Genomic DNA, 23,061 nt, shown 5'->3' on the forward strand with positions numbered 1-23,061 from the left:
ACTGGTCCGCCTACGGTGGTCCGGGATCCGGCCGGGTTCGTGGGTTTCGGCTGGTCTCGACGCGAGAGGACTGCAGTACTCGAATGGATAGAGTTCGTCGCACTGTTCGGGGTCGAATTCGCCGCAGATCGAGTAGCCCGCTCTTCATGCAGTTGTTGGCCGCCGCGGTCGAATCCGCGGCCGACTCGATCGCGATCAGCTACAACCCGACCGGCGAACCGGCTGATCAGCGCGAACTCACTTACACCGAGCTGGACGAGTCCTCATCGCGACTGGCACGGGAACTGATCGCGCGCGGCATTGGCCCCGGCGACGTCGTTGCCGTCGGCTTCACCCGCTCGATCGAATCGGTGCTGGCCGTATGGGCCATCGCCAAGACCGGTGCGGCCTACGTTCCGGTCGACCCCACCCTGCCGCCGGAGCGCAGCGCATATATTGTCGCCGACTCACGGGCGGTGCTCGGGCTCACCGATTCGACACATCGCCCGCGTCTCGGCACCGAAATCTACTGGCTCGACATCGACGATCCGCTGCATCGGGAGCGGATCGCGGCACGCCCCGCACATCCGATCTCCTACGTCGACCGGGTAGCCACACCGACCGAACAGCATCCGGCCTACATCATCTACACCTCCGGCTCCACCGGTCGCCCGAAGGGCGTTGTGGTGACGCACACCGGTCTTGCGATGCTGGTCAACGCTCAGCGAGAGCGCTACGCGGTCGACGGCGATTCGCGGGTGCTGCACGTTTGCTCGCCGAACTTCGACGTATCGGTGCTCGAGCTGCTGCTTGCCTTCGGTTCCGGCGCGACGCTCGTGGTGTCACCGCCGACGGTGTTCGGCGGCGGCGACCTGGCCGAGCTGCTACGCCGCGAACGTGTCACGCACATGCTGATCACGCCCGCCGCGCTGGAGTCGGTCGATCCGGTCGGACTCGACGCGTTGCGGGTCGTTGTCGTCGCGGGTGACGCGTTCGGCCCCGGCCTGGTCGAGCGGTGGGCGGTCGCCGGGCGGTCTTTCTACAACGCTTACGGGCCCACCGAGGTCACCATTCTCGCCACGGGAAGCGCCGAGTTGGCGCCTCGGCGACCGATCACCATCGGTACCGCCCTGCCGGGAGTCGGTGCGGTGGTGCTGGATTCGCGGATGCGGCCGGTACCCGCCGACGTGGTCGGCGAGCTCTACCTTTCCGGCCCTGCGCTCGCGCAGGGCTACCTCGGGCGCGCGGCGCTCACGGCGCAGCGATTCGTGGCCAATCCGTTCAGCGGGGAAGCCGGTATCCCTGGCGTGCGGATGTACCGCACCGGCGATCTGGTGCGGCGCATGTCCGATGGCGCGATCGAATATCTGGGACGCTCGGATTTCCAGGTCAAGATCCGCGGCTTCCGTATCGAGCCCGGTGAGATCGACGCCGCACTGACCGGTCACCCCGATATCGACTATGCCGTGACGCTCGGCAAGCTCGCACCGTCCGGCGCGACCGTACTGGTCTCCTATGTGCTGGCGCGCAACGGCATTTCCATTGATGCCGGAGAACTCCTGCGCTTCGTCGCAGGCTCATTGCCCGGCCATATGGTGCCGTCCGCGATCGTTGTGCTCGACGCGATCCCCTTGTCCGCCAATGGAAAGCTCGACCGGCAGGCCTTGCCCGACCCGGTGTTCGAGGCGGCGGTGTCGCGTGCCCCGGTGGGCGCCGTGGAATCCCGGCTCGCCGAGTTGTACGCCCAAGTGCTCGGAGTGCGGGTCGGGGCGGAGGACTCGTTCTTCGCCGCAGGTGGCGACAGCATCCTATCGATCCAGTTGGTGTCGCGGGCACGGGCAGAAGGGATTCTGTTCACCCCTCAGGATGTATTCGCGCAGCGCACCGTGGCCGGGTTGGCGCGGGTCGCGTCAGTCGGGGCCGAACCCGCGCCCAGGCTCGCGGAGTTGTCCGGCGGCGGTGTCGGGGAGGTTCCGCTGACACCAGTGCTCGCTGGCCACCTCGTCGGAGGGAGGTCGTTCGGCCGGTTCACCCAGCAGATGGTGCTGGCCCTGCCCGAGCACATCGACCAGGCGGGGTTGGTGACCACGCTCGCCGCGTTGCTGGACCACCACGACATGCTGCGCGCACGGGTGTGGTCCGTCGACGGGCGATGGCGGCTGCACACTCTGCCGCCGGGTGCGGTGGATGTGGACGCGCTGCTCACCCGCGTCGACGTGCCCACGGGACTGGACACCGATGAGTTATGCGGAATTGCCAGTGCGGCAATGGATTCCGCCCTCGACGCGCTCGACCCGGCATCGGCGCGGATGATCGCCTGCACGTGGCTGTCTCGACCGGACGGCCGGGATGCGCTGATCATCGCCGTGCATCACTACGTGGTCGATGGCGTGTCGTGGCGCATTCTGATCTCCGACTTGGTGACCGCATGGGCGCAACGCGCTGGTGGGCACCACATCGAGTTGCCCGCGGTCGGGACGTCGTTCCGACGGTGGGCACACGGTCTAGTCGAGGCGGCCGCGGACCGTACCAGCGAGCTGCCGTACTGGCGGCAGGTTATGACCGTGGCTGATCCGCTGCTGGGCGCGCGGGCACTCGACCCGGTCGTCGACACCACGGCAACGGTGCGGCATTTCACCGTTACGGTGCCGGCCGAGGTCACCCACGCGGTGTTGACCGAGTTGCCGACGCTGTATCGCAGCGGAGTCAACGACGGTCTGCTCGCGGCGTTGGCGCTGGCGGTGCGCTCATGGCGGGCGAAAAGGGGAGTCGATGCCGCGGCGACTCGGATCCGGCTCGAGGGGCACGGTCGTGAAGAAACCGCCGTGGCGGGCGCGGACCTGAACCGCACTGTCGGCTGGTTCACCAGCATGTATCCGGTGGTGCTCGATCTGTCCGGGATAGACGCCGACGCCGCATGGGGTACCGCCGAAGCGACCGCGGCGATGCTCAAGACGGTGAAGGAGCAACTGCTCGCGGTGCCGGATAAAGGCATCGGTTTCGGCATGCTGCGCCATCTCGACACCGATACCTCGGGCGAACTCGGCGCTGCGTTGGGCCAGATCGGTTTCAACTATCTCGGTCGGGTTTCCGCCAGCGACGTGCCGGAGGCGCTCACGGATCGGAGCTGGCTGCCGACCGCCGACTGGGGCGCACCGGACGCCGACCAGGATCGGGCGATGCCCGCGGCCGCCGTGGTGGATATCAACGCGATCGTCACCGATTCCGATGCGGGCGCACAGATGAATGTGTCGTTCGCGTACGCGTCGGAGATTCTCGACGAGGCCTGCGTGCGGGAGCTGGCCGAGCACTGGGTGGCCGCACTGACCATGCTTGCCGGACATGTACACGATCCGGCGGCCGGCGGCCTGACTCCGGCGGATGTCCCGCTTGTGCGGATCACCCAAGCTGAACTCGATATCTGGCAGTGCGAGCACCCGGGTCTGGTCGATGTCCTTCCGTTGTCGCCCCTGCAGCTCGGAATGCTTTTCCTGACACAACTTTCCGACGATTCAGCAGATCCCTATCTGCTGCAGTTGGCGGTGGAGTTGTCCGGCGTGATCGATCTGGACCGCCTACGGCGGGCGGCGCAGGCGATGTTGGATCGGCATGTGATCCTGCGGGCCGCGTTCCGGACTTCGGTCGAGGGCACCCCGGTCCAGATCGTCGCCGAGGGTCTGACGGTCCCGTGGCGGATCGTCGACACATCCGACACCGATCCGGCCTCGCTCCTGGCCGCCGAAGCACACCTCGGGTTCGATCCGACGGTAGCCCCGATGCTGCGATTCACCGTGTATCGCGCGAACTCCGGACGAGTACATCTGGTGTTGACCGCGCATCACATCCTGTTGGACGGCTGGTCGATGCCGTTGCTGATGAAGGAGCTACTGGTTTCCTATGCGGCCGACCGTGATTCGACGCCGCTGCCGCGAGTCAGGCCGTATCGGGACTATCTCGCCTGGCTCGCGCGCTACGACCGGGACGCCGCCAGGCAGACCTGGCGCGCGGCACTGGCAGGTCCGACGCCGACTCGCCTGGCCACCATGCTGCCGCCGCCCACGACGGCCGCCGATGGCCACGGCAGCTGCGCGGTCGAACTGTCACCTGCCGAGACAGCGGAGCTGCTGAGCTTCGCCGCCGCAACCGAGGTCACCGTCAATACGGTGGTCCAGGCGGCGTGGGGTCTGGTGCTCGCAGCCTGTGCCGGAGGCGATGATGTCGTATTCGGCGCGGTGGTTTCCGGGCGGCCGCCTCAAGTCGACGGGGTCGACGAAATGGTCGGTCTGTTCGCGAATACCGTCCCGGTTCGGGTTCGGTTCGACTCCGATGCGCCGGTGCGGCAACTGCTGAGTCGGCTTCAGTCCGAACAGGTTTCGTTGCTCGACTGCCACCACATCGGGTTGGCCGAAATTCAGCGCGCCGCTGGTGCGGATCAGTTGTTCGATTCTCTGGTGGCCTTCGAGTCCTACCCCGTCGACACCGAGGGTTTGCGGCAGGCCCACGCGAGCATCGACGGGCTGGAAATCGTCGATCTCCAAGGTCGCAACTTCACGCACTATCCGGTGGCCGTCGTGATCGAGTTGGGCATCCAACTGCATATCCAGGTGCAGTACCGGCGCGACATGATCACCACCGCGACCGCGCAGGCACTCGCCGCGCGATTGCGAGTGCTGATCGGCGAATTCGTCGCGACGCCGGAGCGCACGCCTGCGCAAATCAATCGTTGCTTCGATGATCGCGGCGATCTGATCTCGCAAACGCGCTACTGGCGCACCGCACTCCAAGGACTGCCGGATGAGTTGAACCTGCCGACGGATCGCCCCCGGCCTGCGATCCCCTCCCTTGCCGACTCGTGCGTCGAATTCGAGATCGGCGCGGACCTGCGGCACCGACTACAACAGCTCACGCGGACACACGATACGACGGTGTTCACTGTCGTACACGCGACATTCGTGGTACTGCTTGCGCGACTATCGGGTACCGATGACATCGCGGTCGCCACCCCCGCCGAAACAAGCGGATCGGTCAACACGGTCGTATTGCGCACCAGGGTACCGGGGGAAATCTCCTTCGAGGATCTGCTCGCGAACGCGAAAGACATTGCCCTACAGGCATTCGCACGAGCAGACCTGCCCTTCGACGGGTTGGTGGCATTGCTCGATCCGGCCCGGTCGCCGGCACAGGTGATGTTGTCCGCCGATGATCCGACTCCCGTCGCACCCGGATGTTTCGATCTGTCCCTGCACATTCGGGACAACCGAGACAGCGCCAACATCGCCGCGAGCCTCTCCTTCGCGACCGATCTGTTCGACCGCCGCACCGTGGAGATTTTCGCCGAGCGATTCCTCCGGCTGCTGGCGGCAGCCGTGCACCACCCCGGGCACCCGATCGGTGACCTGCCGTTGCTGAGCGACGACGAACTCGCCCTGCTGACCCGCGTCGACGACGATGACGTGCGGGCGCCCCGGTTGCTGCCTGATCTGCTGACTCGTGGAGTCGCCTTGGGCCGCGAACGGGTCGCGGTGCGATACCAGGGTCGGTCGATCAGTTATGGCGAACTGGACGACCAGTCGTCGCGGTTGGCGAGAGTCTTGATCGATCGAGGTGTCGGTCCCGAACTGCCGGTCGCGGTAGCACTGCCGCGTTCCTACGAGATGGTGCTGGCGGCCATCGCGATCGCCAAAGCAGGTGCCGCGCACCTGCCCATCGATCCGGCCCATCCCGTGCATCGGGTGCGGCACATGTTGACCGATTCCGGTGCAGCCCTGGGCATTACCGCGTCCGACCATATCGATCAGCTGCCCGACGAGGTGGATTGGCTGGTACTGGACGCACCGGCGACGGCGCTGCTGTGCGCCGACAAGTCCGCCGACACGGTCACCGATGCCGAGCGGATCGTGCCGTTGCGAACGCAGCATCCGGCCTACGTGATCTACACCTCGGGATCGACGGGCCTGCCCAAGGGGGTCGCGGTAACCCATGGCGGGTTGAGCGATCTGGTCGATCATTCGGTCGGCCAATACAGCCTCGAACCGCACCACCGGTACCTGCATATCTGTTCGCCGAGTTTCGATCCGTCGGTAATGGAATGGATGTGTGCGTTCTCGGTCGGGGCGACGTTGGTGGTCGTGCCACCGGATGTCATGGGCGGACCGGAACTCGGCGAGTTGCTGCGGACCGAGGGGGTGACGCACACGATCGTCACTCCGGCGGTGTTGAGCACGGTGGATCCCGCTGGTGTGGACCGGATGGAAGTGCTGTTCGTGGGTGGGGATGTGCTGACCCCGGAGCTACTGGCCAAGTGGCAGCCGGGCCGCCGGTTGTTCAACGCCTACGGTCCGACCGAGGCGACGGTGATGTCATCGAATGTAGAACTGATCGCGGGACAGCACATCACGGTCGGTAAGCCGATTCTCGGTAGCTCGGCGTTCGTACTCGATTCGCGATTGAATCCGGTACCGCCCGGTGTCACCGGCGAACTGTATCTGGCCGGTGACGCATTGGCGCGTGGCTACTGGAACCGTGCCGGGCTGACCGCACAGCGGTTTGTCGCCAATCCCTGGAGTGGACCGGGTGCACGGATGTATCGCACCGGCGACCTCGTGCGCTGGTACGCGGCATCGGAGCAGCGGGCGGGAAATCTCGCCGTCGCATCGGCGGATTGGCAGCTCGACTATGTCGGTCGGACCGATTTTCAGGTGAAGATCCGTGGTTTCCGTATCGAACTCGGCGAGATCGATACCGTGCTCGGACGCCACGCCGATATCGATTTCGTGATCACGCTGGGTCGTGAAATGCCCAGTGGTGCAATGGCATTGGTGTCGTATGTACTGGCGGCACCGGGACGGGTCGCGGATCCGGCCGGGCTGCGGGAGTATGCGACCGCGACCCTGCCCGCGCATATGGTGCCGACGGCGATTGTGGTACTGGACCGGATTCCTTTGACGTCGAATGGAAAGCTGGACCGTAAAGCGTTGCCGAAGCCGGTGTTCTCGACGGCGGTATCGCGCGCTCCGGTGGGAGCGGTGCAGTCGCGGCTTGCCGAGCTCTTCGCGCAGGTGCTCGGTGTGGAGCGGGTCGGGGTCGACGATTCGTTCTTCGCGGTCGGTGGTGACAGCATCATGTCGATCCAGTTGGTGTCGCGGGCCAAGGCGGCCGGGATGTTGTTCACCACGCGGGATGTGTTCGAGCACAAGACAGTCGCCGGATTGTCTCGTGTCGCCGTGGTCGGTGCGGAGTCGGCGGCCCCGGTGTTGGCGGAGTTGCCCGGCGGTGGTGTCGGCGCGGTCCCGTTGACTCCAGTCCTCGCGTGGTTCCTCGCCAACGGTTCGTTCGGTCGGTTCGCCCAAACCATGCTGCTCGGTTTGCCGGAGGGGATCGATCGCGCGGGTGTAGTGGCCACGGTCGGCGCGGTGCTCGACCACCATGACGTGCTGCGCTCGCGGGTGTGGCAGGCGGAAGGGGCGTGGCGGTTCGAGGTTTCGGCTCGAGGCGTCATCGAGGTCGACGCGCTGGTGACCGAGATCGAGGTGCCCACTGGTGTCGACGCGGCCGAGCTGAACCGGATTGCCAACGCGGCCATGGATTCCGCGCTGGCACGGTTGGATCCAGCTGCGGGCCGGATGATCACGTGCACGTGGCTGCGCAGGCCCGATGCGCGCGACGCTGTCGCCGTGGCGGTCCATCACTATGTGATCGATGGTGTGTCGTGGCGCATCCTGATCCCGGATCTCATGCTGGCGTGGGCACAGCGCAGCGCCGGGCAGCCAGTGGCATTGCCCACCGTCGGCACCTCCTTCCGGCGCTGGGCGCACGGTTTGGTGGAAGCGGCTGGCACACCGGACCGTGCCGAGGAACTCGCTTATTGGCAGCGGGTTCTGGCCACGCCGGATCCGCTGTTCGGCGTGCGTGCCCTGGACGCGGTCGCGGATACCTTCCAGACCAGGGGTGCGTTCGATATCCGGGTTCCGGTCGAGGTCGCCGAGGCGGTACTCACCAAGGTTCCCGCGCTCTATCAGGGCGGTGCCAATGACAGTCTGCTGGCCGCGCTCGCGATGGCGGTGCGTTCCTGGCGGGCCCGGCGCGGTCTCGACGCTCCGGTCACACTGCTGCGGCTCGAGGGACACGGCCGTGCGGAAGACGCGATACCCGGCGCTGACCTGACCCGCACCGTGGGCTGGTTCACCAGCATCAGTCCGGTGGCCATCGACCTGTCCGGCATCGATATCGAGGCCGCCCTCGCCGGTGGCGAGGCGACCGCCTCGGTGCTGAAATCGGTGAAGGAGCAACTGCTTTCGGTACCGGATCGAGGCATCGGTTTCGGCATGCTCCGCCATCTGAATCCGGATACCGCCGATGCGCTCGCCGGTGATATCGGGCAGATCAGCTTCAACTACCTCGGCCGCGTCTCCGCGGCCGCGGTGCCCGAGAACGGGTCGGATGTGGGTTGGCTGCCGACTGGAGAACTGGGAGCCATTGCCGCGGAGTCGAATCCGGATCTGCCACTGTCCGCGGTGATCGACATCAACACGATCGTCAGCGATACCGTCGATGGCCCGCGGATGGTGGCCTCGTTCGCCTTCGCCGCCGCGATTCTCGACGAGGCGGCGGTGCGGGAGCTGGCGCAGGACTGGCTGGTCGCGCTCACCGCGATCGCCGACCACTCGAAGCATCCGGCCGCAGGGGGTCTGACCCCGTCGGATGTGCCACTGGTTCGGGTGTCCCAGGTCGAGCTGGACCGGTGGCGGCGGAACTATCCCGGACTGTCGGATGTGCTGCCGCTGTCACCGCTGCAGGGCTCGTTGCGGGTGCTCATCGAACTACTGGACGGTTCGGTCGACGCCTACATCATCCAGCTGGCGGCGCAGCTGACCGGCGAGCTGGATATGGGGCGGTTGCGCCGAGCCGCACAGACGATTCTGGACCGGCACGCGAACCTGCGCTCGGCCTTCGTCCCCACGGCCGATGGGACATCGGTGCAGCTGGTGGTGGACGGGGCCGAGGTGCCGTGGCAGGTTGTCGACGGTGTGTCCGAGACCGAGCTGGCGGACCTGCTGGTCGCCGAGCGGCGACGCGGATTCGATCCGGCGGTGGCACCGCTGCTGCGATTCACGGTGTACACCAACGACTCCGGGCACGAAAAATACAGCCACCTCGTGTTGACCGGACACCACATTCTGCTCGACGGCTGGTCGATGCCGCTGTTGATGAAGGAGCTGCTGGTCCTGTACGCGACCGGCGGCGACACGTCACTGCTCGCACCGGTCCGGCCCTACCGCGACTACCTGCGGTGGCTCACGCAGCAAGACCGGGAGGCCGCGGTACGCGCGTGGTCACAGGTGTTGACCGGCGCCACCGCGACCATGCTCGCCCCTGAACTGGCGTGGCCCGACGCGGTCGACGACGGATTCGGCGTCTGTGAATTCGATCTGTCGACCGAGCAGACCTCGACGCTCACCGCCTACGCGGCTACGGTCGAGGTCACCGCCAATACGGTGATACAGGCAGCGTGGGGTCTGGTCGTCGCCGGTAGCACCGGACGCGACGATATCGTCTTCGGCGCGACCGTCTCCGGCAGACCGCCACAGCTCGACGGTATCGGCGATATGATCGGCCTGTTCGTGGACGCCATCCCGGTACGGATCCGGTTCGATCGCGGCACGACGGTGCGAGCCCTGCTGGCGGGTTTGCAGGCCGAGCAAGCGTCGCTGTTGGACCATCACCACCTCGGACTCGCCGCGATCCAACGCCTCGCCACCTCGCTGTGCCTACCCACCCCGCCGACTCCGCAAGCTCCGTCGGCTGCCATCCCGCTGTGTTCACCCACCCCGCCGACTACGCAAGCTCCGTCGGCTGCCATCCCCCTGTGCCTACCCACCCCGCCGACTACGCAAGCTCCGTCGGCTGCCATCCCCCAGAGCGAACTGTTCGACACAATGCTGGTCTTCGAGTCCTACCCGGTCGACGCCGCGGGGCTACAGCAAGCCAGCGGCGCCATCGACGGGTTGCGGATCGAGCAAATGCGCGGGGCCGACTTCACGCACTATCCGATCACCGTGGTGGTCTTCCTGGATACCCGGACGCTGGTGCAGGTGAAATACCGGCGCGACATCGTCGCCGACGAGACGGCGCGGGCCGTGGCCGATCGGCTGCGCCGCGTGCTCAGTGATCTGCTCACGAACCCGGACCGCACCGCGGCCGATATCGCGCTGCGGTGCGATACCGAATCGGCCGATCCGATCACCCGATCTCGGTACTGGCGCACGGCTTTGGCCGGTCTGCCCGATCGGATGGAGCTGCCGACGGACCGGCCGCGCACGGCGGTGCGGTCCGATATCCGTGGGCAAGTCGCGTTTTCGGTGCCGAACAAGGTAGGCCCGGGTCTACGACGGCTTGCGCACACGGCGGGTGTGACATGGACCGCGGTGGTGCGCACGGCATTGGCCGTAATGCTCGCGCGGCTAACGGGCGCCGACGACATCGCGATCGGCACTCCGACGCCCGGCGGCCACCGCCCCGAGCTGGTGCTGCGTAACCGCGTGGATCGGTCCGCGCGCTTTGCCGACCTCTTACCGGAGGCGTACCAGCGTGAACTGCGAGGGTGCGCGCACGCAGGTATTCCGTTCGACGAATTGGTCGATCTGCTGGGCGCGCGGCGGTCGCCCGATCGGCATCCCCTGTTCCAGGTGGCTCTGTCGTTCCAGAGCCCGCCGGATGCGGTCGGGGATCTGGCACTGTCGATCTCGGCCGCGGCTGGCGACTCGGACCGAATGCACGGCGAGATGTCTTTCGCGCGTGATCTTTTCGATGACGGTTCGGCGCAGCTGCTTGCCCGGCGGTTCGTACGAGTGTTAGCCGCGGTCGTGGACGAGCCCACGGCGCGGGTGAGCGATCTGCCGCTGTTGGTCGACGACGAGTACGAGTGGCTGACCCAGATGGGCGGCGGCGCGCCCGCTACTGTCGGGATGCTGCCGGAGTTCCTGATCCGAGGAGTCGGTTTCGGGCGTGACCGAGTCGCGGTGCGCGACGGGGGGCGGGCGTACACCTACGGTGAGCTCGACGAGGTGTCGTCGCGTCTGGCGCGCGTATTGATCGAGCGAGGTGTCGCGCCGGAGACGGTGGTGGCGCTGGCGATGCGACGTTCGTACGAGATGATCGCCGCGGTATGGGCGGTCACCAAGGCCGGTGGCGCGTATCTGCCGGTGGATCCGAACTATCCGGTGGACCGGGTGCGGCATATGGTGGCCGATTCCGGTGCGGTCGTGGGCATTACGGTCGCTGCACAGGCCGGTCTACCCGACACGGTGGATTGGCTGGTGCTCGACGATCCCGCGCTACTCGCGCGCTGCGCCGCCCACTCGGCGGCCGCGGTGACCGACGCGGACCGGCGTGCGCCGCTGCATATATCGCATCCGGCCTATGTGATCTACACGTCGGGATCCACGGGATTACCCAAGGGGGTCGCCGTCACCCACGCCGGGCTCGGCGCACTCGTCGGTCACACCGTCGACATGCTCGGACTCGGGCCGCAACATCGGATGCTGCATGTGTGTTCGCCGAGTTTCGACCAATCGATCGAGGAGTGGTGCAGCGCCTTCTACAGCGGCGCCACCCTGGTGATCGCCGCGCCGGACATCGTCGGCGGCAGCGAACTGTATGACCTGCTGCGCGGCGAACGGGTGACCCATACGATCATCACCCCGGCGCTGCTCGGCACCGTCGACCCCGTCGGCCTGGATGACCTGGCGGTGGTGTCCGCAGGGGGCGAGGCCACCACTGCCGAACTGCTGGCCAGGTGGCAGCCGGGTCGGCGTTTCATCAACGGATACGGTCCGACCGAGGCAACGATCGGCGCGACCTATACGACTCTGCTTGCGGGACAACGCATAACGATCGGCCGTCCGGTACCAGGCGCGCGGGTGGTGGTGCTCGATGAGCGGTTGCACCCGGTGCCCGCGGGTGTCACCGGTGAGCTGTATCTGGCGGGCCTGGCACTGGCGCGTGGCTATCACGGGCGTTTCGGCTCGACGTCGGCACGTTTCGTCGCGAATCCGTGGGGTCCGCCGGGCGACCGGATGTACCGGACCGGTGATCTGGTCCGATGGGTCGAGGTACCGAATGCCGCGACGACCGATTGGGAGTTGGAGTATCTGGGCCGCACGGACTTCCAGGTGAAGGTCCGTGGCTTCCGCATCGAGCTCGGGGAGATCGACGCGGTGCTCGCCGCGCACCCCGACGTGGACTACGCGGTGACAATCGGGCGCGAAAACCCCAGCGGGGCCACGATTCTGGTGTCATATGTGATGGGACGATCGCTGGATCCGGATCAGCTGGCGCGGTGGACAGCGCGGAGCCTGCCTGCACATATGGTTCCCACGTCGGTCGTCGTGCTCGACGAGATTCCGTTGACCGCGGTCGGCAAGCTCGACCGAAATGCCCTCCCAGAACCGAAGTTCACGGCGCGCACCTACCGGGAGCCGTCGACGGAGGTGGAACGGATCGTAGCCGGTGTCTTCGCCGAAGTGCTCGGCATCGAGCGGATCGGCGTCGACGACAATTTCTTCGAATTGGGCGGCAATTCGCTGCTTGCCACGCGGGTAACGGCACGCCTCGGTATGGCCGTGGACGCCCGCGTTCCGGTACGTGTGCTGTTCGCCGCGCCGACCGTCGCGGGTTGTGCGCGGGAGGTGGCCCAGCTCACCGGTACCGGGAGTCGCCGCGCCCTGGTGGCGGGCCCACGGCCGGAACGTATTCCGCTGTCGCCCGCACAGCAACGGATGTGGTTCCTCAACAGGTTCGATCCCGACTCGACCGCATACAACATTGCTGTCGCCATCCGTTTGACCGGCGAACTGGATATCGCCGCATTGACGCAGGCCTTCACCGACGTCGTTGTGCGCCATGAGATCCTGCGAACCGTATATCCGCAGCCAGCGGTGGTCGACTCGGGCGTGGCGGATCCGGTCCAGGTCGTCCTGCCTCCCACACACTCCGACGTACCGCGACTCGAGGTCAGAAACATCGGTGCCGCCGAGGTGGAATCGGCTGTGCTGGAACTGGTTTCGACGACCTTCGACGTGACTGTCGAGGTGCCCGTCCGCGCTGTGCTGTTCCGGGCCGCGGACGGCGAATTCGTACTGGGGATGGTGGTCTTTCACATCGCGGGTGACGGCTACTCCGGCGGCCCGCTCACTCGTGATCTGGCCTCGGCATACGCGGCCCGGGCGGAAGGGCGGGCCCCGGATTGGTCGCCGCTGGCCGTGCAGTACGCGGATTACACAGTGTGGCAACGTGCGTTGCTCGGTAGTGCGGACCAGCCGGGGTCGCTGGCAGCCGAGCAGATCACCTACTGGCGGCGCGCCCTTGCCGACCTGCCGGATGAGCTGGAGTTGCCGAGAGACCGACCGCGGCCGCCGGTGCAGTCGTTCGTCGGCTGCCGCGTGGAGTTTCGCATCGATGCGCGTGCGCATGCGGCGCTGGCGAAGTTGGCACGGGCCGAGAACGCCACGCTGTTCATGGTGGTCCATACCGCATTGGCGGTATTGCTGGCTCGATTGTCGGGCACTGACGATATCGCGATCGGCACTCCGATAGCGGGCCGTGGTGAGGCGGTGCTGGACGATCTGATCGGCATGTTCGTCAACACACTGGTGTTCCGCACCCAGGTGGATGCGGGTGCGAATTTCACGGAGTTGCTTGCGCGGCAACGTGATATCGACGTCCACGCGTTCGCCCATGCCGATGTACCGTTCGAGCAATTGGTCGAGGTGCTGAATCCGGTGCGTTCGACGGCGCGGCATCCACTGTTCCAGGTGGGGCTATCATTCCAGAATCTGGCCCCGGCCAGGATGGAGTTGCCGGGCTTGACCGTCACAGCATTGGAAACGGATCGACAGCTGTCGCAATTCGATCTGCATGTGATCATGGCCGACAGCTACGACCAGGACGGTGCGCCGACGGGTATCGGCGGCTTCTTCACCTACGCCGCGGATCTGTTCGACGAGTCGACGGTGCGCGGTTTCGTGGACCGGTTCATGCGGGTGCTCGATGCCGTGATCGCGGATCCGCAGGTGTCGGTCGGTGCTATCGATCTGCTCGCGACCGAGGAAAGTACACGGATTCTCACGGTGTGGAACGACACCGCGCACCAGGTGCGTACGGCTACCACGTTGGTGTCACTGCTCGACCAGACTGTCGCTGCCGCCTCGGAGGCTACGGCGTTGGTCGCCGCGGATGGTACTCGGATCACCTACGGTGAGCTGGATGCGCGCGTGAACAAGCTTGCGCGATATTTGATTTCGTTGCATGTGGGCCCCGAGTCCCGGGTGGCATTGGCTATTCGGCGTTCGGTGGATCTGGTCGTCGCGATGTACGCGGTGAGCAAGGCCGGTGGTGTATACGTTCCGGTCGATCCGGATCAACCCGCGCAACGGACCGACTACATGCTGGAGACAGCGGCACCGGTTTGTGTGCTGACCAATTCCGATGCGGGTTTCGGGACCTGTGCTGCGCCGGTGGTGCTGCTGGATCGACTGGACCTGTCCTCGGTGGACGCGGCTCCGATCACCGACACAGAGCGGATCGCGGTGTTGCGCGCCGAGCACGCGGCGTATGTGATCTTCACGTCGGGTTCCACGGGCCGCCCGAAGGGGGTCGCGATCTCGCACGGAGCGATTGTCAATCAGTTGCTCTGGAAGTCAGCACAATTCGGATTGACTGTCGATGACGCGGTCTTGTTGAAGACGGCGGCGACATTCGATTTGTCGGTGTGGGAATTCTGGTCGGCTGCGGTCTGCGGTGGCCGCCTGGTAATTGCCACGCCGGATGGCCACCGCGACCCGGGATACCTGAACGAACTGATGGCGCGTGAGGGTGTGACCACGCTGCACACGGTCCCGTCGATGCTGGAGGCATTGCTGACGGGTCGACTGTCGGACTCGTTACGCCAGGTGCTGGCGATCGGTGAGACTTTGCCTGTCGCGCTGGCGCGCCGATTCGCGGCGGCGGCGCCCGATACCTCGCTGTACAACCTGTACGGCCCGACCGAGGCGGCGGTGTCGATCACCTGCCATCAGGTGCGCAGGTTCGATGAACCAGCCGTGCCGATCGGCGGACCGGTGTGGAACAGCCAGGTATACGTACTGGATTCGCGGTTGCGGCCGGTTCCGGTCGGCGTCGCGGGCGAGTTGTACTTGGCTGGAGGACAGTTGGCGCGGGGCTACTTCGGTCGCGCTGACCTGACCGCGGATCGCTTCGTCGCCAACCCGTTCCAGCCGGGTACCCGGATGTATCGCACCGGCGATCTGGTGGCATGGAACCGCGACGGCGAGCTCGACTATCGGGGTCGTACCGATTTCCAGGTGAAGATCCGCGGCTTCCGGATCGAACTCGGCGAGATCGACGCGGTACTGGCCGCCCATGCCGATGTGCATTTCGCGGTCACGGTCGGCAGGGAGAATTCCGCTGGGGCAACGGTTCTGGTCTCGTACGTGGTTGCCGCCCAGGACCGGGTGATCGATCCGGATCGGCTGATCCACTGGGCCGCACGGACCTTGCCGTCCCATATGGTTCCCACGACGATCGTCGTCCTCGATGCTGTCCCGCTGACCCATTTCGGCAAACTCGACCGCGCGGCGCTGCCCGAACCCGAGCTCGGGACCCGCGCCTTCCGTGCACCGACGACCGCGCTCGAGACCATGGTCTGCGAGATCTTCGCGGATGTACTAGGTCTGGATCGGATCGGATTGGACGACAACTTCTTCGAACTCGGCGGCAATTCCTTGATCGCGACCAAGCTGACCGCGCGATTGAGCGAGGCGATGGCCGAGACGATTCCGGTGATGTGGATGTTCACCGCCCCCACCCCTGCGGGCATCGTCGCGGAGTTGCGTGCGCGCGGCACAGAGGGTGCCGGTGCCGATGCGGCATTCGATGTGCTGTTGCCGCTGCGGGTTTCCGGCACCGCCGAGCCGCTGTTCTGCATTCATCCGATCGGGGGCATCGCGTGGTCGTTCGCCGGGCTGGCAGCCCATCTCGACGCGGATCGTCCGATTTACGGACTCCAGTCCCCCGCGCTGAGTTCGGCGGACCCCCTGCCGGATTCGATCGAGGATTGGGCGCGGCACTATGTCAAACACGTTCGTGCGGTACAACCTGAGGGCCCCTACCACCTGCTCGGCTGGTCACTCGGCGGTGTGCTCGCCCATGCCATGGCCGTCCAACTCCAGGACGAGGGCGCACAGGTGGCGCTGCTCGCCATGATGGACAGTCGACTCGACATTGCCGCCGTCGCGGGGATCGAGGTTGCGGTGCCAGAACTGCTGGGTGGACTACTCGGCGCTCGAGCCGCGGAATTCGGCCTCGACGAAACGGTGGAATTGTCTCAGCTGGCACAGCGGTTGAGCACGCTCCCCGAGCCGTTCGCATCCTTCGGGGCCGCACGGATCGAACGGGTCGTGACCGCAGCGATCGGTTCGGCGGCCCTCAATGCGGCATACCGTGCCCGATCCTTCCACGGGGACCTCGTCTACTTCACCGCCGCCCACGATGATCCGACGGGGTCCGCCGGCGCCGCGACCTGGACTCCGGCAGTGGCGGGTTCCGTGCACAACCATCCGGTGGCCACCACACACTGGCGGATGACCACCGATGTGGCGCTCCGGCGCATCGCGGCGGTCCTGCACGAGTGGTTGTGACACCACACGAACCACGACAGCTCGTCATCCTGCTCTGCTGGTGACCAGCCGGGTGGCGATTGGGGTGAACGCGGTCATCGGCCACCGCCTAGAGGGTCGTACCTGTCCCGAGATCGCCCAACCGTGCCGAGGTCAGCAGCAGGGCGTCGCGTCGATCACGTCGTGTCTCGGCTTTGGACCGGAGCCGGTATCGCGGGCGTGATCGCCTCGGCGGGCAGGCGTCGCGATTCGCCGAGCCGGTCCTGGTAGTTATGCTGATAATTTGCGAGCTTTCCTCTCAGTGTCTGATCTACTTTTGAGCGATACCTGATCACAACGCGATGGCAAATGAATAAGGTTCAGATCAGCAGTTCATAGGGTTTTGCATGGCAGTCGGCCGCAGGGCTCCAGAACTGGCTCGAGTATCGCCACAAGTTTGCGTAACCCTGACCGAGGCCGCAGAAGACCGGATGCAATCGCTGGGCAACCTCGTCGAGCCGGGCGCTTTGCTGTCCGCATCCCAGCGCTAGATCGTCAACCTCACAACCATTAGGAGACTATCCATGCAGCTGTCCAGTTTTCGCCGCGCGTTCGCCATTCCGGTGACCTGCGTACTCGCCGCGACCGGCACGTACCTGGCCGCCGGTTGTGCCAGCGAGACCGGCACCGACAGCTCAGCAGACAACCATGCTTCGGCTGCGACGCCTGCGTCGCCGCATCGGAGTGCCTTCACTTTCGGCGCCGGCTACGGGACGACCGTTGCTGCCGAGCATGCCGGGCATCAATGGGCACCCGCCGGCTCCGCCGTAATCACCCCCGGGATACAGACCTATACCCAAGGTGCGGTCCAATGCACGGCGAACTACGTCTTCGTTGATGACACCGGCCATGTGTACATCGGCCAAGCGGCCCACTGCGGCACCACGGGAGGGGTCACCGATACCGATGGCTGCACCGCCGGCAGCCTTCCCCTGGGAACCGACGTGGGTTTCAACCGCAGTTTCTCGCCGGTTTCCAGCCCGGCGACCACCTCCACCGGTCACCTCGCGTACAGCAGCTGGCTGACCATGCAGGAAATCGGCGAGAAAGACCCCAATACCTGCGCCTACAACGACTTGGCGCTGGTGCGGCTCGCGCCGGAGGACGTCGGTAAAGTCAACCCGAGCCTGCCGCACTGGGGTGGCCCGATCGGCCTCAACACCAACGGCACGAACGCCGGCGACCGCCTCTACAGCTACTGGAACTCCCTTCTGCGTGGCGGAATCGCCGGACTGTCCCCGCAGATCGGTGAAAGCAAGATCGACGATATCGCTGCCGGCGGCTGGACCCACGCATTTGTCGCCCCCATCCCCGGTATCCCGGGCGACAGCGGCAGCGCCTTGCTCGACCACGACGGCTATGCGCTCGGCACGCTGTCCACACTCGCCATTTCGCTTCCCATCGTCAACAACGTCGGTGACATCAGCCACGAATTGGCCTACGCCCGAGCACATTCCGGTATTTCAGGCCTGCGCCTGGTACTCGGCACCGAACCCTTCACGCCGAACCGCTGACTGGAGCTGCCGAACTCGACCGCGACGACACCGGCCCAGCCGTCGGCACGGGACTGGCTCGGCCAACGGCTTAACCTGACACGCGATTCGCTCTAGAATTGAATATTCGACGCGTCTACCTGATCGAAGGCGATGTGCACCCGGTGTGTCGAGGGTGCCGCGATCGTGCGCTGGTCCTACGAGGGCCGTGCGCAGAACTGCGATACGAGGACAGCTCGCCATGACAGATGTCGACTATTGCGTGATCGGTGCAGGCTTCGCAGGATTGACAGCCGCACTGCGGCTGAAACAGGCAGGTCGATCGGTAGCGGTGCTGGAAGCCCGCGATCGGTTGGGCGGGCGCACCTGCACCGAAGTGCGCGCCGACGGATCGTGGATCGATCGAGGTGGCGCGTGGGTAGGACCGGGGCAGGACCGGATCCACGCGCTGATGGACGAGTTCGGGGTACCGAGTTATCAGCAGTACACCGACGGTGAAGCCATCATCGTGGTCGATGGCAAGCAGCACCGATACACGGGCACGATTCCTTGGACGATGAGCCCTTGGGCGGCAATGAACCTCGGTGCGGCGTTGTTGGAGTTGGGACGCATGGGCGAGTCGGTTCCCCTCGACGCGCCGTGGACATCGAAGCAGGCAGCCAGATTGGACCAGCTAAGTCTCGCGCAGTGGCTGGATGACAACGTGCTGTCCAGGCCCGCCCGTGACCTGCTCGAGACCGCCGTCGCCGGCTGCTACACCTCGGCCGCATCGGAGGTGTCGTTACTGTTCGTGCTGTACCAGATGGCATCGGCGGGAGGGCCGAACTTCGTCCTCGGTGTCAAGGACGGCTCGCAGGATGCTCGGCCGGTCGGTGGTATGGGTGCGATCTACCGGCCGATGGCGGCCGAGATCGGCGACTCGATCCACTTGTCGCAGCCGGTCCGTCGGATCGAGCAGGACAGTGCCGGCGTGACGGTGCGCGCGGAGGAGTTGGTGGTGCGCGCTCGTCGGGCGATCGTGGCGGTTCCCCTGGCCATCGCGAGTCACATTCTGTATGAGCCCATGCTGCCGGTGGATCGATCGTTTCTGCATCAGCGGATGCCGAGCGGCTCGATCATCAAGATTGCCGCCGTGTACGACGAGCCGTTCTGGCGCCACGACGGACTGTCCGGGCAGTCGGCCGCACCGGGGTCACCCGCGACCATCACCATCGATGCCTGCACGGATACCGGGCGACCCGGGATCCTCTGTGTCATCGTTGAGGGCCCCATCGCGCGGCAGGTCGGACAACTCGACGAGGCCGAGCGAAGGAAGACGATACTCGGTGCACTGGTCGAGCGGTTCGGCGACAGGGCCGGCTCCCCGATCGACTACGTCGAGCACAACTGGACTGTCGAACGCTACTCCGGCGGCGGGATGCTCAGTCACGCACCCACGGGAGTCCTCACCCAGTTCGGCCATGCTCTGCGTGAGCCGTGCGGCCGTATCCACTGGGCCGGAACCGAAAGTTCTGCCATCATGTGCGGTTGGGTCGACGGAGCCGTTCGCTCGGGAGAACGGGTGGCACGTGAAGTGCTCGAGCACGAGACCGTGAGCGCCGTCTGAGGACGGAAACTATCCGGCCGGATCGCCTTCCTACTACCCCGGCAGCTCCCCCGGCCTGGCTGTCAGTCGGCGAATTGGTATGTCGCGAAGATGCCTTTGTGGTCGCTGCCCCACTGCGCGGGCGAGGCGAGGAAGTTGTCCTGGGTTGATTCTTGGCGTCGAGTACCGCGCACGATGGACCCGCGCGGGCCGATGATGCCGACGGCAGACAGGTGCAGCGCGGCACCATGAACGAAAATGTAGTCGACACGGTCACGTTCGTCGGCCTCAGGAGCCCAGGCGAGCTCGCAGACATCCACGTCGAGGTTGTCAGAGGGCCAGGTCAGTCCGGGATGGGTGGCCGGGTCCGGATACATCGATCGGTAGGCATCGATGAAACCGGCTTGCCGCAGTCGTCGAGTGGTCTCCCACGCCAACACCACACCGTTGTGGTCGAACGACTTCGCTGTCGCGGGCGTCCAATCCAGCAGGGACGGCTCGTTCAGGTCGCCACCCATGATGACCGAAGCCCCCTCGGCGATCTCGGCTTTCGCGTCGGCGAGAAAGTCGCTGATGACATCCGGGCGGCCCGAGGCCGCGTTGATGCGTCGGATCACGCCAAGGTCGGTCACCGGACCGTCGGGCAGCTTGTTCCACTCGTGCTCGGCGAACTCACCCGGCGCCGGTGTTCCGGGTCCGTACCCACGGGGCAGGTTACAGGCGTACCAGCGATACTCCAGATGCGCGGAATAGACGGTCAGGCGCTTACCACCGATGTTCAACCGCGCCTTGACCATCCATTGCAGATCGGCGCTGTCCTGGACCGGAAACACCGACAGAATTCCGGTGTCGTGCGAGGCAATGGCGTTGAATTCGCGCCCCCGGCGCATCAATTCGGCCGTGACGGCCGTGGTCGCTTCGGTTGCCTCCGAAAGCAGCACGATCGAGGCCTGCGTCGCGATGATGAGATCGGCGAGCAGCCCGATGCCATTGGAGACCTTGCTGCCGCTGTGCCATGTGTTCAATGCCAGCACCCGGATCTCGCGTGGCCCGGGTGCGGCAGCGGAAATCTCCGAACCAGCCGCCAGCGCGCCGCCCGCCCCTGCCCTTGCCGACCCCGAGTCATCATCGCGTCGCCTCATCAAACCATCATCGCTCCATCGAAATGCCGACCATTGCCAGGCGTGCCCTTGCCGCACATCCGACAGCCGGATGAGGGCCCACGGCGGTCGAGCCCGACCGTGGCCCCAGTCGCGACGCCTGCCTTGTCGGTAGCGGGCGCGACCTCGACCGCTGACCTCCACTGCGCATCGACCTGTCCTTCGCAGCGTCCGGTTCGGTGTAGACCACGGTGGCGTGGCTCTGCGTCGCTTCTCCAGGCGACGACTGCACCGACGGCGGGCGCGTCGACAATACCGATGTTTGTCGGCTACCTATTCGATGAGCATCAGGTTGTCGGCCGATGTCTGCTGCACAACCGCAACTTCCACCTCTTATCCCCGATCGAAGGACAAAAAATTCATATGATCGCACGCAGAACAATTCGAGGGTTTACCGTCGCATCATCGGCCGCAGCGGCCGTCATCGCTGTCCCCGCCCTGGCCGAGGCCACCATCACTCCCCCCAGCAGCGCAGCCATCACCACCGCGGGCGATACAGTCACTGCGACATTGCGTCAGATCAGCACCGATCTCGCCGGCGCCACCGTGCAATGCACTCTGATGATCGACGGTGACCAACAGCAGAATTCGCTGTCCACGCGCGAGCCCGCCCCAGCGGACTTCACGCTCAACCGAACTGTGACCGTGGGCGACCATCTCACCATCACCTATTGCGCCGACTTTCCTGCCGACTCCGATACGCCCAGCTCGTACCCAACGCTGGCCTGCGCCAAAGTCACCATGCCCGCTGGAACCGTCGAATCCCTGCCGAACGACCGCTGCTTCCTGCCCAACTGACAACCACTGCACATCGACCCGAAACCCCTTCCGCACGAAGGAGTTTCGCAGACATGCCGCAACCACGGGAACGGCAATCGGGATACCAGCGAATTGACAGTGGCGAGCGTGGCCGGCGAAGCCCAGAATCATCCCGACGACCGCCAAGACCCTTTGGCCGATATTGCGGACCACCTGATGGCTGCTTTCGGCGCTTTGGACGCACCGAAACAGCGACACGTCGTCATCAGTAGTCAGTACGGCACCCGCCCCGGCGCCCAACGACTGTCTCGAGTCACGGTCACGGCAGGAACTAGCTGATCACAAGGTTGACGCGGGACGGCGGAACCTCTCGAGACTGCGCGCTCATGCCGAGTTCAGAGCATTCGCGGGAGCGTGCACACGATCTTGGCTGCTCCGATGAATTTCGGGTGGACCCGTCGTCGAGACCTTTGGATATACCGACAGACAGGAATCTAGACATGACGAAACCGTTTCGATTCGGGGTCGTTGCCCCGCTCAGAACCGACCTGCCGACGTGGCGAGATCGCGTGCGCCGCATCGCCGACAGCGGCTACTCGACGCTGCTGGTGCCCGATTTCCCGCTCACGCAACCGGCGCCCGCCCCCATGCTGGCCACCGCCGCGGCCCTTACCGACCTGCGTGTGGGCACCTGGGTGTACGCCTCCCCATTCCGCCCGGCCTGGATGACGGCGTGGGAAGCGCACTCGCTGTCGCTACTGACCGACGGTCGCTTCGAGATGGGCATCGGCACCGGCAGACCGGGAATCGAGGACGAACTCCGCGACAAGGGACTGCCCGTCGGTCCGCCGAACGAGCGGCTGGACCAGATACGCGAGACCGTCAAGGCGCTGCGGGATCTCGACGGCCCCGACCTGCACACGCCTGTGGCGATGGCCGTACTCGGTCCGAAGGCCCGCGCGCTGGCGGCCGACGTCGCAGACACGGTGACCTTCGCGCTGGGGGATCAGCCTCGGGTCGAAGTCGAGCGACTGGCACGCGACTTCCGCACCAGTGGAGACCTCGAGCTCGCGCTCGCCGTGCCGGTTATCGGCGACACTGTCGCGCCGCACATGGCACCCCCCGACACCGACCCTGCTGCGCTTCGCGCGGCGGACGCACTGACCGTACTTCCGGATGACCCGGCGGCCGCCGCCGAGGAAATCCAGCGGCGGCGCGAGGAGATCGGTTTCTCCTATTTCGTGTTCGGCGCCGACTGCGCGGACAAGTTCGCTCCGGTCGTCGCCGAGCTCGCCGGACATTAGTTGGGTGGCGAGCGCCGATGCGAGGCGGCACCCCTGAAATCCGCCGACGACTGGCCCGAGCCCCGGATC

General features: G+C 65.8%; 6 protein-coding genes. 5 read left to right on the plus strand and 1 reads right to left on the minus strand.

The window, feature by feature from the left end; translation table 11 throughout:
- The first annotated feature begins 146 nt into the window (after positions 1–146).
- From ACQP2U_RS21965 to ACQP2U_RS21975, 3 genes are all read left to right on the plus strand, one after another.
- Positions 147–16,673, plus strand: coding sequence for an amino acid adenylation domain-containing protein (locus tag ACQP2U_RS21965; protein ID WP_433709198.1), 16,527 nt, complete (start codon positions 147–149; stop codon positions 16,671–16,673).
- 542 nt (positions 16,674–17,215) lie between these two features.
- Complete coding sequence (locus tag ACQP2U_RS21970; RefSeq protein WP_433709199.1) at positions 17,216–18,205, plus strand: hypothetical protein; 990 nt, start codon at positions 17,216–17,218, stop codon at positions 18,203–18,205.
- A 220-nt stretch (positions 18,206–18,425) separates the two neighbouring features.
- The gene (locus ACQP2U_RS21975; RefSeq protein WP_433709200.1) at positions 18,426–19,790 is read left to right on the plus strand and encodes a flavin monoamine oxidase family protein; all 1,365 of its coding nucleotides are present in this window, start codon (positions 18,426–18,428) and stop codon (positions 19,788–19,790) included.
- Positions 19,791–19,852: 62 nt separating this feature from the next.
- Here ACQP2U_RS21975 and ACQP2U_RS21980 read toward each other — a convergent pair whose 3' ends face one another.
- On the minus strand, positions 19,853–20,911 hold the full coding sequence (locus ACQP2U_RS21980; RefSeq protein ID WP_433709201.1) for an endonuclease/exonuclease/phosphatase family protein: 1,059 nt from the start codon (positions 20,909–20,911) through the stop codon (positions 19,853–19,855).
- Between the two features lie 381 nt (positions 20,912–21,292).
- Here ACQP2U_RS21980 and ACQP2U_RS21985 point away from each other — a divergent pair, with 381 nt between their 5' ends.
- Both ACQP2U_RS21985 and ACQP2U_RS21990 read left to right on the plus strand, forming a co-directional pair.
- Positions 21,293–21,727, plus strand: coding sequence for a hypothetical protein (locus tag ACQP2U_RS21985; RefSeq protein WP_433709202.1), 435 nt, complete (start codon positions 21,293–21,295; stop codon positions 21,725–21,727).
- A gap of 461 nt (positions 21,728–22,188) precedes the next feature.
- Positions 22,189–22,992: an LLM class flavin-dependent oxidoreductase gene (locus tag ACQP2U_RS21990; RefSeq protein WP_433709203.1), complete on the plus strand. Its 804-nt coding sequence runs from the start codon at positions 22,189–22,191 to the stop codon at positions 22,990–22,992.
- Positions 22,993–23,061 lie beyond the last annotated feature (69 nt).

Source organism: Nocardia sp. CA-084685 (assembly GCF_050955785.1).
Taxonomy (GTDB): Bacteria; Actinomycetota; Actinomycetes; order Mycobacteriales; family Mycobacteriaceae; genus Nocardia.